10 protein-coding genes are annotated in these 17,246 nt (G+C 65.7%); 9 read left to right on the forward strand and 1 reads right to left on the reverse strand.

What is annotated here, in order from left to right:
- Positions 1-104 precede the first annotated feature (104 nt).
- The 5 genes from BLQ71_RS08575 (at position 105) to BLQ71_RS08595 (ending at position 7,993) form a co-directional block, all read left to right on the forward strand.
- Positions 105-2,126, forward strand: coding sequence for a calcium-binding protein (locus tag BLQ71_RS08575; RefSeq protein ID WP_083342199.1), 2,022 nt, complete (start codon positions 105-107; stop codon positions 2,124-2,126).
- Between the two features lie 123 nt (positions 2,127-2,249).
- Positions 2,250-4,076 (forward strand): calcium-binding protein, encoded by a 1,827-nt coding sequence (locus tag BLQ71_RS08580; RefSeq protein WP_133066156.1) that lies wholly within the window; start codon positions 2,250-2,252, stop codon positions 4,074-4,076.
- A gap of 173 nt (positions 4,077-4,249) precedes the next feature.
- Positions 4,250-5,659 (forward strand): calcium-binding protein, encoded by a 1,410-nt coding sequence (locus tag BLQ71_RS08585; protein WP_074621404.1) that lies wholly within the window; start codon positions 4,250-4,252, stop codon positions 5,657-5,659.
- A 217-nt stretch (positions 5,660-5,876) separates the two neighbouring features.
- Positions 5,877-7,334: a calcium-binding protein gene (locus BLQ71_RS08590; protein WP_074621405.1), complete on the forward strand. Its 1,458-nt coding sequence runs from the start codon at positions 5,877-5,879 to the stop codon at positions 7,332-7,334.
- 95 nt (positions 7,335-7,429) lie between these two features.
- Entirely contained in the window at positions 7,430-7,993 is a 564-nt protein-coding gene (locus BLQ71_RS08595) for a hemerythrin domain-containing protein (RefSeq protein WP_074621406.1), read from the forward strand.
- 273 nt (positions 7,994-8,266) lie between these two features.
- Here the strand turns inward: BLQ71_RS08595 and BLQ71_RS08600 are convergent, their stop codons facing one another.
- Positions 8,267-10,075, reverse strand: a complete 1,809-nt coding sequence (locus tag BLQ71_RS08600; protein WP_074621407.1) for a serine protease — start codon at positions 10,073-10,075, stop codon at positions 8,267-8,269.
- Between the two features lie 171 nt (positions 10,076-10,246).
- Between BLQ71_RS08600 and BLQ71_RS08605 the strand changes: the two genes are divergently transcribed.
- The 4 genes from BLQ71_RS08605 to BLQ71_RS08620 all read left to right on the forward strand — a co-directional run bounded on the left by BLQ71_RS08605 (position 10,247) and on the right by BLQ71_RS08620 (position 17,132).
- Positions 10,247-11,176, forward strand: a complete 930-nt coding sequence (locus BLQ71_RS08605) for a glycine--tRNA ligase subunit alpha (RefSeq protein ID WP_074621408.1) — start codon at positions 10,247-10,249, stop codon at positions 11,174-11,176.
- Positions 11,177-11,190: 14 nt separating this feature from the next.
- A complete protein-coding gene (locus tag BLQ71_RS08610) occupies positions 11,191-11,709 on the forward strand; it encodes a DUF6446 family protein (RefSeq protein WP_069209918.1) in 519 nt (172 codons plus the stop codon).
- Positions 11,710-13,941 carry a glycine--tRNA ligase subunit beta gene (gene glyS, locus BLQ71_RS08615; protein ID WP_074621409.1) on the forward strand — a complete coding sequence of 744 codons (2,232 nt, stop codon included), beginning with the start codon at positions 11,710-11,712 and terminating at the stop codon, positions 13,939-13,941.
- A 677-nt stretch (positions 13,942-14,618) separates the two neighbouring features.
- Positions 14,619-17,132 (forward strand): putative PEP-binding protein, encoded by a 2,514-nt coding sequence (locus BLQ71_RS08620; protein ID WP_209037643.1) that lies wholly within the window; start codon positions 14,619-14,621, stop codon positions 17,130-17,132.
- Positions 17,133-17,246 lie beyond the last annotated feature (114 nt).

Raw genomic sequence — 17,246 nt, forward strand, 5'->3', positions numbered from 1 at the left:
TGTTTGGCTGGTAAGAGTGATAGCGCTTCCCGTTTTCCAAGTATGCCGCATTTCGATCAAGAAGAGCGCCCTTGCTTCGTAATTAAAAACGAGAGGACAAAACGATGGCTATTCTTACGATAACCGTGGACGACGTCGCGGCGGGCGACCGCATCCTGCCTGCCAGCTTTGACACGGTCATTATTTCAGATGGCGTGATTGTCGGTGCAACCGGCACCGGCGGCGACGGGATTTACGGCTTTGGCGTGGTGGACGTCACAATGATCGTGAACGGGGTTTTGTCCGGCGAGAGCACCGGCGCCAAGTTGGGCGCCGGCTCTTCTATCGCCATCGGGGCCAACGGCACGGTCAGCGGCTATCACGCAGCCATATACTCGAACGGCGACGGAGCATCCATCAACAACCTTGGCACAATCGTCAGCCAAGGCGTTGTCTATGCTTCGGCGATCTACCTCAATGCCACCGCCACCGACAATATCGTCTCCAATGGCGGGTCGATTACCTCGGCCACCAACGGAGTCCGGATCGAGGGCACAGGCGCGACGATCACGAACTCCGGTATCCTGAGCGGTGTCGACAGCGGCATCCTTTGCATTGTGGAGGCTGATATCGACAATTCCGGCTCGATCATGTCGAGCCAGGGATCGGCGCTTGATTTCAGCGGTGCCAATGGCGACGTCGTGTTGGTCAACTCTGGCCTGATCAGCTCCGAACTGACGGTCGTCGCCATCACCGGCGGCGGAAATTCCATCGTGAATGCCGGTATGATGACGTCGGACGCGGGAGCTGGCATCGCGCTGAGCGACCCGACTTCAGGTACCATCGGCGACAACTTCGACCCCAGCCAGATAACCAATACCCCGACCGGCGTGATCAACGCCGAGGGCATCGGCATCTCGACCGAGGCCCCCTCCTCGACCGTGATCAACGATGGTCAGATCATCAGCCGAACCGACCAGGGCGTCGCCATGTCCGGCGCCTATACCACCGTGTTGAACAACGGCGTGATCTCCGCCTTCGAGGAGGGCGTTGTCGTTGACGGCTTCTCAATGAAAGTCATCAACAACGGCGAGATTTCCTCCACCCGCGCCGTCGGCGTGACCCTGAACACCACTGGCGGGTTCGGAGCGCCCACATCCGCCACCCTGATCAACAACGGCACGATCACCTCTGGCGAAACGCCGGCGCCGCCCCTGGGGTCCTCGAACATCTTCCCCGCCGTACAGGGCGCCTCGAATGTCAATGCCATCGACATCATCGTCAACCGCGGTGTGATCTCAGGGAATGTCGATCTGGACGACGGTGGCGACCGAATAAGCAATTCGGGAGAAATCATCGGTGACGTCAATCTTGAAGCGGGCAACGACCTCTACCGGGGGATCGACCAGGGGGCGGTCAGTGGCGATGTCCTGGGCGGAACAGGCAACGACACCCTGCTCGGCAGTGACGGCAACGACAGCCTCAATGGCGGGGACGATTCCGATCTTGTCGTCGGTCACTCGGGCAACGACACCTTGCTCGGCGAGGCCGGGAACGACACGCTCTTTGGCGGCGCGGGCGATGACAGCCTCGACGGTTCGGCCGACAATGACGTTCTCAACAGCGGCGCGGGCAATGACACGGTGTACGGCGGCACCGGGAATGACGCCCTCGTCGGTCAGGGCGGCTCGGATTTCCTCAACGGCGGTGACGGCCTGGACACGATCGACGGCGGCAACGGCGACGACGTGCTGGAAGGCGGTGCAGACAACGACATCCTGCGCGGCCGCGCCGGAGAGGACGAGCTGGCGGGCGGGCTTGGCCGCGACTTCCTGACCGGCGGCCAGGATGCGGACCAGTTCGTGTTCCGCGCCCTGGCCGAAACCGTCGTCGGCGCCAACCGTGACCAGATCCTGGACTTTGAACAGGGGGTGGACAGCATCGTGGTGGCGGGGCTGTCACCGGGCGTCTTCGAGTTCCGCGGCACGGCGGCCTTTGCCCCCTCCGGCAACCCCGAATTGCGCCTGCTCGAGACCTCGACAGGTTCCACCATCGTGCAATTCGATGCCGACGGAAACGGCAGCGTGGACGCAGAGATCCGCGTGGCGGGGGTGACCGGCCTGACGGCGGACGACTTCGTATTGTGATCCTCCCCCTGCCCGTCTGGAGGCAGAAAAGCCCCGACAGTCAAGGCGACAGGTCTTGACTGTTTCGGCTATAGTCGTTGAGCACGACGCGCATTTTAGCAAGAACATGTGGGGATTTTCATCATGGCACTGACAGTCATCACGACATCCGGTCTCGGCTCGGGCACGGCGCATACCTTTGCCGCCGCCGGGGACGAACTGTATGTTCCCGAAGGGATCTATTGGGGGTCGAACGACAACGCTCTTTGGAGCACCTCGCTGGAGAACCTTTCGGTCACCATCGCCGGGCAGGCGATCACCGCCGCAGGCGTCACCAACCAGACCGGTGACGGGTTTTCGCTGACCATCACCGAAACCGGATCGCTCGTCAGTTTCCAAAACAGCGCAAACCTCACCGTGCTGGGCTTCAATGGCGGCGTCGGGGCCGAGCAAACCCTTGTCAATCATGGCCTTATCTCCATCGAGAAGGGCACGGCGATTGTCAGCAGCGGCGGCACCACGGTGACCAACACGGGCCAGATTTCCGCCGCTTCCCCGATCTTCTTTTTCACTGGGTCGGGCGACGTGCTCGTGAACTCGGGCACGATCGCCGCCAATTCCTATGATGACGCCGTTCACAATGAACGGTTCAACAACGCGGTCATCGTCGAGAACGTAAACAGCCGGGTCACCAACCTGGCCGGGGGCGTCCTGTCGGCGGTCGGGACCGAAGCCGCGGGCCTGCGCCTGGACGGAAGTGCAGACGGGACGCTCATCATCAACGCCGGGGAAATCACCTCTGCCAACTGGTGGGGTGTCGATATTTCGAACACCGTCATCGATCCAACCTTCGTGCTGAACAATTCCGGTATCATTTCGGGCGACCAAGGCGCGCTGCGCGGCCATGACGGCGGCATCGACCGTGTCAGAAACTCGGGCCAGATGCTGGGCGATGTCGATCTGCGCGGCGGCAATGACAGGCTCTTCAACTCAGGCCAGATCATCGGCGAAGTCTACCTGGGCGACGGTTCCGACGTCTACAACGGCAATGGCGGCCTGGTGAGCGAGGACGTCACCGGCGGCGCGGGCAATGACACGCTGATCGGGGGCAGCCAGGGCGATTACTTGATCGGCAGCGGCGGCGGCGACCTTCTGCTCGGAAACGAGGGCAATGACACGCTCTATGGCGCCGACTCCACCGCCAGCGATACAGCCGCCGATATCATCCGCGGCGGCGCCGGCGACGACCAGATCCTTGGCGCCGCGGGCGACGACACGCTGATCGGCGGCGATGACAACGACACCGTCTTTGGCGCGGCGGGGAATGATCTGATCGTGGGCAACGCCGGGGATGACTCTCTTGTTGGGTTCACGGGCGAGGACACGATCTTTGGCGGCGCGGGCAACGATGAAATCAACGCGGGCGCGGACAACGACACCGTCAACGCCAATGCGGGCGACGACACGATCGATGGTGAAGGCGGCAATGACCTGCTGATCGGCCAGGACGGGCGCGATGTCATCGAAGGCGGCGACGGTCTTGACACGATGGACGGCGGCAACGGCGATGACGTGCTGGAAGGCGGCGCCGACAACGACATCCTGCGCGGCCGCGCCGGCGAGGATGAACTGGCGGGCGGGCTGGGCCGGGATTTCCTGACCGGGGGCCAGGATGCGGATGTCTTTGTCTTCCGCAGCACGGCGGAAACCGTGGTCGGTGCCAACCGCGACCAGATCCTGGATTTTGAACAGGGCCTGGACCTGATCACCGTGGCGGGCCTGTCGCCGGGTGTCTTCGAATTCAGGGGCACCAGCCCCTTCGACCCCTCCGGCAACCCGGAACTGCGCCTGCTGGAGACGGCGACCGGCTCGACCATCGTGCAGCTGGACAACGACGGCGACGGAATCGCGGACGCGGAAATCCGCGTGGCCAATGTCACCGGACTGACGGCAGAGGACTTTACGCTGTAGTAATAGGTCTCCCCACAGGAGGTCCCCGAGGGGGCCCCCTCAACCAGAATCCCCGGGGGCCGGCGCGACCCCGACCTTCGGGGTGATCGCGAAAGGGGCATCGATGGCCCTGATCGAGACAGGCCCTCCGGCTTCTCGGATCGGCCTTAAAATGTGCAAATGGGATTTACCAAATGGCAGACTTTACCCTGACCGGCTTTTCGACCACGGCGCAGACCCTGACCGGCAGCGAAACCGGTATCCTCACCGATGCCGATGCCAATCTCGTCGTCAACGGCGATGCCATCACGTCCAGCGGTAGTTTCAACAACCTGAGCATCAATGGGTCTGTGATCGCGAGTACTTTGGTTAACAACAACGCCATCGAACACGATGGTGGGACGTTCACGGCCTTTGTGGGCCCATCAGGCTACGTCAACTCAATCGAAGGCGACACGTTCTTCCTGTCGGGAACCTCCACGATGCGGATCCAAAACACCGGCACCATCCTGGCCGGCGCGGATGCGATCGACGCACGGGCATCGGACGGAGGTGCCCCGATCGACATCATCAACAGCGGCACGATCATCGGGGAATCGGACGGTCTTGTCCTTGATGGTGGGACAGCCAATGTCACGATCGTGAATTCGGGTACAATCGAGGGCGGCTCTGGCGGGATTTTTTCGAACTTCTTTAGCGGAAGTATAGGCACAACCATTCTGCGCAACAGCGGCACGATCTCGGGCGGCACAAGTTTCGCCTACACTTCCGAATTGGGGGGCGGTGTCGATCGCATCTTCAACAGCGGCGTCATGAACGGCGACGTCGAGATGGGCGTTGGAGACGACCGGCTCGACAACACCGGCGGCGTCATCAACGGCACCGTCTTTGGCGACTTCGGCAATGACACCCTGGCTGGCGGCGAGAACGCGGATGATTTCAACGGTGGCGCGGATGCCGACACCATCGTCGGACGCGGCGGCGACGACCTGCTGGATGGCGAAGGGGGGGATGACTTCATCCTCGGCGGCGCGGGCAACGACGACATCGAGGGCGGCAGCGAAAACGATACCATCAACGGCAACGCCGGCGACGACACGATCCTGGGCGACAGCGGCAACGACATCCTGGTCGGCCAGGACGGCAGCGACTTCCTGGACGGCAGCGACGGCCTCGACACGATGGATGGCGGCAACGGCGACGACATCCTTGAAGGCGGCGCCGACAACGACATTCTGCGCGGCCGCGCCGGCGAGGATGAACTGGCGGGCGGGCTGGGCCGGGATTTCCTGACCGGGGGCCAGGATGCGGATGTCTTTGTCTTCCGCAGCACGGCGGAAACCGTGGTCGGTGCCAACCGCGACCAGATCCTGGATTTTGAACAGGGCCTGGACCTGATCACCGTGGCGGGCCTGTCGCCGGGTGTCTTCGAATTCAGGGGCACCAGTGCCTTCGACCCCTCCGGCAACCCGGAGTTGCGCCTGTTCGAGACGGCCACCGGGTCGACCATCGTTCAGATCGACACCGATGGGGACGGCACCCAGGACGCCGAGATCCGCGTGGCCAATGTCACCGGTCTGACGGCGGACGACTTCGTGCTTTGATCCCCTCCCCACTGCCGGGTGACGTAAGACAGGCCCCTGCGGGGGCCTGTTCGGTTCCGGACGTTGGGGATTCGTGCCCGTTGCCCTATGATGGCACGCATTCACCAGTGCCCCCCTGCCCTTTCGCGCGCTCTGCTGGCGCATTTTTTAAGGGGTCCTGCCACAAGGCCGGGCGCTCGAAGGGCGTTAGTCCCGGCATTTTTCAAGGGAACCGATCATGACACTAGTGTTTCAGAACGTAAGCCAGAACAGCGGCGTGACCGTCAACAACGGCGACACCCTGGCCATTCGCGATTTCGTCGACCTTTATTCGGCCGGAACGATTGTCACCCTGTCGAGCGGCACCAGCACAACCGGCGTCGTGAACGATGGCGACCTCTACGGCTATCTTGTCTTCAACGTGAATTCGGACCATTCACGGATCGTCAATAACGGCACTGTCTCGGCCATTATTTCCGACGGCAACACCGGCGAGGCTTTCAACCTTGGCGGGGCCGGAGGAATTCACAGACTGACGAACTTCGGCACCATCACCGCTCAGGGTTCCCTGCTGGCCACCTACGAGGCGACCGGGCCGGTCACCATCGTCTTTACCAACCACGGCGAGGCGTTCACGGATTCCCAGATCCTCACCACTCTGCGCGCGAACCTGAACAGCTTTTACCTGAACAATGCCGGATTCCTCGCCGGCGGGACACTGGACATGGCCGGGGGATTCCTGGCTCGGCTCATGAACACCGGCACGCTTCATTCCAGTTTCATCGACATGGATGCGACATCCGGCGCGACACTGGTCAATCACGGCATCATCGCCGATGAGAATGACCCCACGACGGTCCTGACCAGCAGCGTTGGAGACACCGTCGTCAACTCCGGCGTGATCACCGGGAACCTCAACCTGTTGAACGGCAACGACCGCTACGAGGCCCTGAACGCAGGCATCGTTTCCGGCGGTATCCAAGGATCGAACGGCAACGACACGATTTCCGGCGGCAGCGGCGATGATAGCCTGGCCGGCGGCAACGACCAGGACCTGCTGGTGGGCCGGGACGGAGAAGACACGCTGGAGGGCGGTGCCGGGTTCGACACGCTGCTGGGCGGCAATGGCAACGATCTGCTGGACGGTGGCAATAACAACGACACGCTGAACGGCAACGCGGGCAACGACACGTTGAACGGTGGCTTCGGCAACGACCTTCTCGTCGGACAGCAGGGCGAGGACCTGCTCGAAGGCGGCCCCGGCAACGATACGATGGATGGCGGCGCGGACAACGACGTGCTCGAAGGCGGTGCGGACAACGACATCCTGCGCGGTCGGGCGGGCGAAGACGCCCTGGCCGGCGGCCTGGGAAGGGACCTGCTGACCGGCGGGCAGGATGCGGACATCTTTGTCTTCCGCAGCGCTGCCGAGACCGTGGTCGGCGCCAACCGCGACCAGATCCTGGATTTAGAACAGGGCGTGGACCTGATCTCTGTCGCGGGCCTCAGCCCCGGTGTCTTCGAGTTCCGCGGCACGGCGGGCTTCGCCCCCTCGGGCAACCCCGAATTGCGCCTGTTCGAGACCGCCACCGGTTCGACCATCGTGCAGCTGGACGTGGATGGCGATGGCAACGCCGATGCCGAGATCCGGGTGGCCAATGTCACCGGGCTGACGGCGGATGACTTTGCCCTCTGAGTTTCGGCCCCGGTCATCCTGCTGTGCGTCCGGGGCCCCTGCCCTGTGCAAGCGCGCAAGTTGTTATATCATAACATTCGGCCCATCTGGGTCGCATGACCTACGACATCGAGACCCGCAGCGGTCTGCCCACTGAAATGCAGACCCTGCTCCGGGACCTGCCACGCGATGGCTGGCAGGCACACCCGGGACTTGCCGACAGCACCCGCAACTGGATGCGCGCCCACCAGGGCTTTCGCCAGCTTGGAGAGATCCTGCAGGAGGATACAGAGGCTTTCCTGGACAAGGAGATGGAGGACCAGGCCTATGCCGGGCGTCTGGCGCATTTCGGCAACCTGCTGGTGCGCAACCTGCATGGGCACCACAGCTGGGAGGACCGCAGGTTCTTTCCAGAGCTGGAGGCCGCCGACCCGCGCTTTGCCGCCGGGCTGGAGATGCTGGAAAGCGACCATGTCGCGCTGGACGACCTGCTGGACCGTTTCACGCGGTCGGCCAACCGGGTGGTACAGCTGTCCTCGCTGGAGCCGCGCCAGATGGCAGAAGAGGCCCGCCCGGTGCGTGACCTGTCGGAGACGCTGCGCGGGTTCCTTGCCCGGCACCTGACCGACGAAGAGGACCTGGTGGTGCCGATCCTGCTGCATCACCGGCTGCGCGGCTAGGCACCGCACGCTGCGGAAACCAAGGGTTAACCGGGATCGGGCAAAACCGCTCCCGGTCGACCAGCAAACCGGATCAGCACCCCTCCCTCGGGGTCCGTTCGATCTGCGCAGAATGGGGCGGAACTCGCCCCCAGGGCCGGGATTGGCACTCCGGCGCTTGCGATCCGTTTCCGGCGGCCGCCGGCCTTGCATCCGCCCAAATGGGCAAAGGCACAAAGAAAACCGCCCCGGTCAGACGACCGGGGCGGCATTCGCGCTGCGCATTCGGCAGGTTTACCAACAGCTGACAAGCACCGTCATTTCGGCGGCCAGGTTGGTCAGGTCCTCGGGCGCCAGCGGGGTCAGACCGCCGCGCGCCACCGGCTGTATGCCGTTGTCGCGCAGGAAATCCAGGATCATCTCGCCCTTGGCGGCAAAGCTCACCTGCTCCGGCAGAACACGCCCGCCGGGCGCCTCCTTGGGCAGCAACATCCCCAGCACCGTGCCGCCACTGTCGAAGACGGGGCCGCCGACATCACCAGGCAGCGCCGAAAGCGCCAGCCGCTTGATGCGGTCCTCGCCGCCCAGGCCGCGCAGATCCTCGAGCGTGCCAAAGGTCAGCGTCGGCGCGGTCAGCACGCCACCAAAGGAAAACCCGGCCACGGCCACCTCGGATTGCAGCCGCAACTCGCCGGAGCGAAACTGCGCCACGCGGCGCGGCGCAAGCTGTTCGACCGGGGTCAGCACGGCGATGCCCAGTTCCTCGTTCACGACCATCACGCGTGCGTCATGGACGCCGTTCAGCGTCACCCGCTCGCAGCCGGCAACCAGCGCGGCAGAGGTCAGCACCGTGCCGCGCGCCTCGATGAAAAAGCCGGTGGCGCTGGCCTTGGCGGTGCGCACCTTCAGGCCCGAGACCAGGTCGACCGCCTGGCCATCGTCGCTGACCAGTGCCGGGTCAAGCACGCCGTCGATGCGGGTATAGCTGTCCTGCATGATCTTCAGGACGCGGGTGCGGCGTTCCTCGTCACCGGCCGGCCAGACCAGGCCAAAGCCCTTGATCTCGCCGTTCTGCAGGCCGACCTCGAACCGGGTCACGATACGGTCGTTCTGGCCGGTGATGGTAAAGCCCCGCGCATCGCGGCGGCGCTCGCCCTCGACCGGGATGATCTCCAGCGTCTGCATGATTTCATACAGGCCCGCCAGGTTGCCCGCGTCGCCGGGCTGGCTGACCAGGATGACCCGCGCGCCCAGGTCGCCCCTGGGCTTGTAGATCGCGAAGGGCGACTCGTAACGGTCGAACTCGACCACGCCCAGCGGCAGTTCCATCGCGATGCCGGTGCGCGCATCCTGCACCAGCTCCATCCCCATGCCGTCCAGCACGGCGTTGTACTGGCCCAGCAGGACCGCGCGCTGGCGTGTGCTGAGCACGCCGGTCGGATCAAAGTTGTTGGCCTCCTGCCAGCGCGACATGGACCCGCGCGTGCCGGGGCCAAAGGCGCCGTCGATGGCCCCTTCGTAGAACCCGGCCCATTGCAGGGCGATCTGCAGCGCATCGCGTTCCTCGCGGGTCAGCGCACGTTCAGAGGCGCGGGCCTCCTGCAGGGTTTCCTCGGGGATCGCGGGGACCACGGGCTCGGGCGCGGTGACGGGCGCCTCGGCGACCGGGTCTGCCTGCGGCGCGGGCGTGGGCTGTGCCGCCGGATCGGCCGTGTCCTGCGGCACCGGCACCACTGGGGCGCCGTCGTTGTTCACGCCGACCGGCCAGAACTGCTGGCCAAAGGTCTCGCGCGGCTCGATGTAGCTGTCCGCCGGGATGCGCCGCGCCTGCAACAGCGCGTTCAGCTGCGCCTCGGCCTGCGCGCGGGTATAGGGGCCCAGCGCAATCCCGTACCAGCCGCCGCCCAGCGCAAAGCCGTTCACGTCGGGCAGTCGGCCCGAGTAATCGCGCACGCTGTCCTGCGCGCTGGCCAGCGAGGTGCGCGCCTCGACCTGGATGAAGACGATGTCATCCGCCGCCTGCGCCGAGGCACCGTGCTGCGCCAATGTCGAGGCGACGACCAGCACCATCGCGAAGAAGACCGAAATTAGTCTTTGTATCATGGGAGTTAGGGACCCTTTGGCTCTGAAATCTCAACCTTATCCACCGACCGAGTCTTAACAGAAGCCCCGGCATATGCACGCCAAAAGGACGTGAGGCGCAGACCTCCTATCAGATTGACCCCGCCCGCGCACCGCCCTAATCAGGCGCCAGCCGAAAAAAGGAGCCCTGACATGGCCGGGAGCCCGCAAAAGCCTCGCAGTTTCCAGGAGATCATCCTGCGCCTCCAGACCTATTGGTCGGGCAAGGGTTGCGCGATTCTGCAGCCCTACGACATGGAGGTCGGCGCCGGCACCTTCCACCCGGCCACGACGCTGCGCGCGCTCGGGCCCCGCCCCTGGGCCGCGGCCTATGTCCAGCCCTCGCGCCGTCCGACCGACGGGCGCTATGGCGAGAACCCGAACCGCCTGCAGCATTACTACCAGTTCCAGGTGCTGATCAAACCCAGCCCGCCGGACCTTCAGGCGCTTTATCTCGGGTCGCTCGAGGCCATCGGCATCGACATGGCCCTGCACGACGTGCGCTTTGTCGAGGACGACTGGGAAAGCCCGACGCTGGGCGCCTGGGGCCTGGGCTGGGAGGTCTGGTGCGACGGCATGGAAGTCAGCCAGTTCACCTATTTCCAGCAGGTCGGCGGGCATGACTGTACGCCTGTCTCGGGCGAGCTGACCTATGGCCTCGAACGGCTGGCAATGTATGTCCTGGGCGTCGATCACGTCATGGAGATGCCCTTCAACGATCCGCAAAGCCCGCAGCCGCTGACCTATGGCGACGTCTTCCGTCAGACCGAAGAGGAATATTCGCGCTGGAACTTCGACGTGGCCGACACAGAGGTTCTGCTGCGCCACTTCGAAGAGGCCGAGGCCGAATGCGCCCGCATCCTCGACCAGGAGGCGCAGGACCCCAAGATGGCCCGCCGCATCGTCATGGCGCATCCCGCCTATGACCAGTGCATCAAGGCCAGCCACATCTTCAACCTGCTGGACGCGCGCGGCGTGATCTCGGTCACCGAACGGCAAAGCTACATCGGCCGCGTCCGTACTCTGGCCAAGATGTGCGCCGATGCCTTCACCCAGACCGAGGCCGGGGGGTACGCCGCGTGACCCTCGGCAAGCTTATGGCCATCGCCATCGTCCTCTGCGGCCTGATCGCGGGGGTCTCGATCTATTACCTGCAGGTCTACCACTTCTACGAGGACGTGGTGCCTTCGGGAACGGATGACGTCATGCTGACCACGCAGGACGGCAGCCGCACGGCGATCCCCTATGCCGATTTCCGGGGCATCGACGCCGACAGCTCGCCGATCCGCTACCGCGCCTGTTTCACCACCACGCTGACACCCGCCGAGGCGGCAGAAACCTACAAACCCTACGAGGGCGCAGAGCCGCGCAACGCCCCCGGCTGGTTCGACTGTTTCGACGCCGATGCCATCGGCGACGCGATCGAGGCTGGCACCGCCCGCGTCTTTACCGGCCACCGCAACATGGAATTCGGCATCGACCGTGTCGTGGCGATCACCGACGATGGCCGCGGCTATGTCTGGCACGAGATCAACGATTGCGGCGACAAGGCCTATGACGGCACGCCGCTTGGGGACGATTGCCCCGACCGCGACAGTTTCGAGAAGGATCAATAAATGCCCGATCTTCTGATCGAACTCTTCTCCGAAGAGATCCCCGCCCGCATGCAGGGCAAGGCGGCCCAGGACCTCAAGAAACTGATGACGGACGGACTGGTCGAGGCCGGGCTGACCTATTCCGGGGCCGAGGCCTTTTCGACGCCCCGCCGCCTGGCGCTGACCGTGCACGGGCTTAGCGCCGAAAGCCCCACCCTGCGCGAGGAACGGCGCGGCCCCAAGGTCGGCGCCCCGGACAAGGCGCTGGAGGGCTTCATGCGCGGCGCCGGTGTCACCCGCGACCAGCTGGAAGAGCGCGAGGAGAAAAAGGGCGCCTTCTACTATGCCACCGTGGTCACGCCGGGCCGCCCGGCCGCCGAGATCGTGGCCGAGCAGCTTGAAAAGACTATCCGCAATTTCCCCTGGCCCAAGTCGATGCGCTGGGGCGCCGGATCGCTTCGCTGGGTGCGCCCGCTGCACCGCATCCTGTGCCTGCTGACGGATGAGGCCGGCGACCATCCGATCGACCTGGACATCGACGGCATCAAGGCCGGCCAGACCACCGAGGGACACCGCTTCATGGGCGACGGCGCCTTCGAGGTGACGGGTTTCGAGGATTACGAGACCCGCCTGAAACGGGCCTTCGTCATCCTTGACCCGCAGGCGCGCGCCGATGCGATCTGGCATGACGCCACCAACATGGCCTTTGCGCGCGGGCTGGAGGTGGTCGAGGACCAGGGCCTCTTGCGCGAGGTGGCAGGGCTGGTGGAATGGCCCGTTGTGCTGATGGGCGACATCGCCGAGGAGTTCCTGGGCCTGCCGCCCGAGGTGCTGCAGACCTCGATGAAGGAACATCAGAAGTTCTTCTCGGTGAAGAACCCGGCCACGGGCCGGATCGAGAAATTCGTGACCGTCGCCAATATCGAGACCTCGGACAATGGTGCCACGATCCTCGCCGGCAACCAGAAGGTGCTGGCGGCGCGTCTGTCGGATGCCAAGTTCTTCTGGGAAAACGACCTGCGCGTGGCCAGGTCCGAAGGGCTGTCGGCCTGGACGGAACGGCTGGGCAACGTGACCTTCCACCATGCGCTGGGGTCCCAGCGCGACCGGATCGCGCGGATCACTGCCCTGGCGCGCGGCATCGCGCCCGCCGTCGGCGCCGACCGGCACCTGGCCGGTGAGGCCGCGGATGTGGCCAAGGCCGACCTGTCGACCGAGATGGTCTATGAATTCCCCGAGCTTCAGGGCCTGATGGGGCGCTACTACGCCGAGGCCGCGGGCCTGCCGGCCGAGGTCGCCGCCGCCTGCGAAGACCACTATGCGCCGCTTGGCCCGTCTGACGCGGTGCCCACGGCGCCGGTCTCTGTCGCCGTGGCGCTGGCGGACAAGCTGGACACGCTGACCGGATTCTGGGCCATCGACGAGAAACCCACCGGTTCGAAAGACCCCTATGCCCTGCGCCGTGCCGCCCTTGGCGTGATCCGGCTGGTGCTGGAAAACGGGCTGCGGCTCAACCTCGACCGGTTCATCGACGCGCAGCTGGTGCGCCACAAGATCGCGCTCAAGAACGGCGACCTGGACGACACCCAGGTGGCCGAGCTCGAGGAACTGGTGGACGAGATCGCCGATCACGGCGTCTTTGGCGCCGCCTGGGCCGCCCTGCGTGAGCGTCTCTCGACCGGGGGCAAGGAGATCGCCCCGGTCGTGGCCCCCGTCCCCGACCTGAGCGACGACCTGCTTGGCTTCTTCCACGACCGGCTCAAGGTCTGGCTGCGCGACCAGGGCATCCGCCACGACGTGATCGACGCCTGCCTTGCCATGCCGGGCACCGACGATCTGCGCCTGCTGGTCACCCGGGCCGAGGCGCTGTCCGCCTTCCTCAAGACCGACGACGGCGAGAACCTGTTGCAGGGCTTCAAACGCGCCAACAACATCCTGGCCCAGGCCGAGGAGAAGGACGGCGTCGAATACAGTTTCGGCGCCGACGTGAAATTCGCCGAGACCGACGAGGAACGCGCGCTCTTTGCCGCGCTCGAGGCCGCCGAGGCCCGCATCGCCCCGGCGATGAAGGACGAGGATTTCGGCGCCGCGATGGAGGCGATGGCCGGACTGCGCGCGCCCATCGACGCCTTCTTCGAGGCGGTGCAGGTGAACGCCGAGAACCAGGTGGTCCGCCGCAACCGGCTGAACATGCTGGCCAGCATCCGTCAGACCTGCCTGCAGGTTGCCGACCTGACGAAGATCGAGGGGTGAGCGGCGGTCCGGGCGCAGCCCGACAAAGGCGCCAGTGGCGCCTTTGAGCCGCGAAAGGGTGGAGCCCCGGTCAGCCTGAACCTGCGCTTAAGGCGTCGGCAAGGACTGACACGGGCGGCCCCCGGGCCGCAGGCATAATTCGCCCCCCGCAGGGGGCTCTGCCCCCGTCTCCCTGCGGTCGCCTCCCCCGAGGGTATTTGGAAAACCAAAGAAGCCGGGGGCCGCTCCTCTCCTCCTGCGCCCGGCGCTTCGGCATCGGTCACGGAGGCGCAGCCCCGCGTGGATTATCCTTGACGGGCGGCGACTTGTCTTGAGGCTCGAGAGGGCGCGCTGAGGGCAGACCTGCCTCTCAGACGCCTCCCGGCAGGAAGACGAAAACCCGTCCAAGGGCGTGACATTCCCAGGGTTCCCTGCAGGTCCCACCAGCGGCGCGGCGTGGGTGGGCGGGAGCGACGCCGCGCGCCCGCGCCCGCGTCGGAGGCGCGACCAAGATCCCGGCCGGAGGCGCGCAAAGCCCTTGTTCCACGGGTGCGTCACGCCGCCGTCGCACCCGATCCGGTTTCCCGCCTTGCCAAGCGCCGCTCAGCGCGTATTCTGCCCGCCAACGCAGAGGTGCTGCAGTGCAGAAACCCGATATCCAGAACCCGCATGTGACCCTGATCACCCAGGACGCGCCCATGTCCACGCCGACCCACGGCGGGCGGGCCAAGTGCCTGCAAAGACTGGTCCGTCTCAACCTGCCGGTGCCACGCACGGTGGCGCTTTCTTTCGACGCGGTGCATCGCATTGCCGCCGGCAGGTTTCCCGACATGGACGCGCTTATCGCAGCCTTCGATCCGGGCGCCCTGCTCTGCGTGCGCCCCTCTTCAGAGGACCCGGACTGGGGCGGGCCTGGCGCGATCCTGAACATCGGCATGAACGACGCCCGTTTCGTGGACATGTCCGACGAAATCGGCAAGGAGGCCGCCGCCGGGCTCTACCTGCGCTTCGTGCAGGCCTACGCGATCCATGTCGCCCGGCTCGACCCGGATCTTTTCGACGAGATCGAGGACAATGGCACCGCCGGCCTCTCTGCCGCGCTGCGCGCCTACGAGGAAGAGGCCGAGGAGCAGTTCCCGCAGGACCCGGCGCGCCAGCTGCGCGAGGTGCTGCGCAGCATGGCCCGCGCCTGGGAAGGCACCTCGGCCCGGCTGTTGCGGCAGGCCAAGGGCGCACCGGTGGACGCGGGACTTGGCCTTGTGGTGCAGGAAATGGCCTTGGGGCTGGGGCATGGCGAATGCGGCTCGGGTGTCTTGCAACTGGTCAATTCGGACACCGGCAAGCGCCAGCTGACCGGCCGTTACCTCAGCCAGAGCCAGGGCCGGGAGGCTCTGCAGGGAGGCGCCGCCAGCCTCTACCTGGAACGCGACCCGCGCGGCCCCTCGCTCGAAGAGCTGGCACCCAAGGCCTTTGCCGATCTCAAGGCCCAGGCCGACCTGATGCGCCGCAAGCTGCGCGCCGAAATGCAGATCGAGTTCACCATCGAGGACGGCGAGGTCCACATCCTCGACGGGGTGCGCGTCAAGGCAAGCTCGCGCGCGGCGCTGCGCATCGCGGTGCGGCTGGCGCAGGACGGGATCATCACGCCCGAGGACGCGGTGCTGCGGATCGAACCGCGCGCCATCAGCGAACTCTTGCACCGGCAGGTCGCCCCCGAGGCCCGGCGCGAGGTCATCGGGCGCGGCATCGCCGCCAGCCCCGGCGCCGCCACGGGGCGGATCGTCTTTTCCGCCGCCGAGGCACAGGCCAGCGCGGCGCGCAACGAACCCTGCATCCTGGTGCGCCGCGAGACCTCTCCCGAGGACGTGCGGGGGATGCATGCCGCCGTGGGTGTGCTGACCGAACGCGGCGGCATGACCAGCCACGCGGCGGTGATCGGACGGGGCCTTGGCCTGCCCTGCGTGGTGGGCGCGGCGCGGATGAATTTCAATCTGCAACGCAAGACCATCCAGGGCGAGGACGGGCGCATCTACCGCGAGGGCGACACCGTCACGCTCGACGGGACTTCGGGCCAGATCCTGCGCGGCGCGCCGGAGATGATCGAGGCGGCGCTCGACGATGCCTTCAACACGCTGATGGGCTGGGCCGACGAGGCGCGCGACATCGGCATCCGGGCCAATGCCGACACCCCCGCCGATGCCGCCACCGCGCGCAATTTCGCCGCGCAGGGGATCGGGCTGTGCCGGACAGAGCACATGTTCTTCGAGACCGACCGCATCACCCCCATGCGCGAGATGATCTTTGCCGACACGGTCGAGGACCGGCAGGCGGCGCTGGCCCTGCTTCTGCCCATGCAGCGCAATGATTTCACGGAACTTTTCCGCATCATGGAGGGCCTGCCGGTCTGCATCCGCCTGTTCGACCCGCCCTTGCACGAATTCCTGCCCAGCGACCGCGCGGGGCTGCGCGACCTGGCCGAGGCGCTGGACCTGCCGGTCTCGGACGTCACGCGGCGGGTGCAGGCGATGGGCGAATACAACCCCATGCTGGGGCTGCGCGGCGTGCGGCTGGGCATCACGGTGCCGGAAATCTACGACATGCAGGCGCGCGCCATCTTCGAGGCGACGCTGGACGCCAGCCGCGAAGGCGCGCCGCCGGTGGTGCCGGAAATCATGCTGCCGCTGGTTTCGGCCAAGCGCGAGGTCGACCTGATCCGCACCCGGATCGAGGCCGTCGCGGCCGCAGTGCGCACCGAACGCGGGCGTGACATCACCTATCGCCTGGGCGTCATGGTCGAGACCCCGCGCGCCTGCCTGCGCGCGGATGAGATCGCGCCCTATTCGCATTTCCTGTCCTTCGGGACCAACGACCTGACCCAGATGACCTACGGGCTGTCGCGCGACGATGCGGGCCGGTTCATGTCCGACTACGTCAGCCAGGGCGTGTTCAACGAAGACCCGTTCCATGTGCTCGACATCGACGGCGTCGGAGAGCTGGTGGCCACCGGCGTGCAGCGCGGGCGGGCGACCAATCCATCGGTGACACTGTCGATCTGCGGAGAACACGGCGGCAACCCCGAATCGATTGCCTTTTGCCGCTCGGCAGGCATGGATTACGTCAGCTGCTCGCCCTTCCGCGTGCCGGTCGCACGGCTGGCGGCAGCACATCTTGCGCTGCGCGACCGCGGGCTGGACGGGCCGCGCAAACGCTAAGCCTGCAAGGCCGGAATCGCCCCGGGCGCGGGTCAGGGGTCACAGTCGGGGGGCAATCCGCCGATGCGTCCCCCGGCATTCTTTACCCAATTGTCATTATTCGGTATGGCTGGG

It is taken from the genome of Antarctobacter albus (genome assembly GCF_900101505.1).
Classification (GTDB): Bacteria; Pseudomonadota; Alphaproteobacteria; order Rhodobacterales; family Rhodobacteraceae; genus Antarctobacter; species Antarctobacter albus.

Coding starts and splice junctions, on each gene's coding strand:
- BLQ71_RS08575 (WP_083342199.1), top strand. CDS start 105: ATGGCTATTCTTACGATAACCGTGGACGACGTCGCGGCGGGCGACCGC.
- BLQ71_RS08580 (WP_133066156.1), top strand. CDS start 2,250: ATGGCACTGACAGTCATCACGACATCCGGTCTCGGCTCGGGCACGGCG.
- BLQ71_RS08585 (WP_074621404.1), top strand. CDS start 4,250: ATGGCAGACTTTACCCTGACCGGCTTTTCGACCACGGCGCAGACCCTG.
- BLQ71_RS08590 (WP_074621405.1), top strand. CDS start 5,877: ATGACACTAGTGTTTCAGAACGTAAGCCAGAACAGCGGCGTGACCGTC.
- BLQ71_RS08595 (WP_074621406.1), top strand. CDS start 7,430: ATGACCTACGACATCGAGACCCGCAGCGGTCTGCCCACTGAAATGCAG.
- BLQ71_RS08600 (WP_074621407.1), bottom strand. CDS start 10,075: ATGATACAAAGACTAATTTCGGTCTTCTTCGCGATGGTGCTGGTCGTC.
- BLQ71_RS08605 (WP_074621408.1), top strand. CDS start 10,247: ATGGCCGGGAGCCCGCAAAAGCCTCGCAGTTTCCAGGAGATCATCCTG.
- BLQ71_RS08610 (WP_069209918.1), top strand. CDS start 11,191: ATGGCCATCGCCATCGTCCTCTGCGGCCTGATCGCGGGGGTCTCGATC.
- glyS (WP_074621409.1), top strand. CDS start 11,710: ATGCCCGATCTTCTGATCGAACTCTTCTCCGAAGAGATCCCCGCCCGC.
- BLQ71_RS08620 (WP_209037643.1), top strand. CDS start 14,619: ATGTCCACGCCGACCCACGGCGGGCGGGCCAAGTGCCTGCAAAGACTG.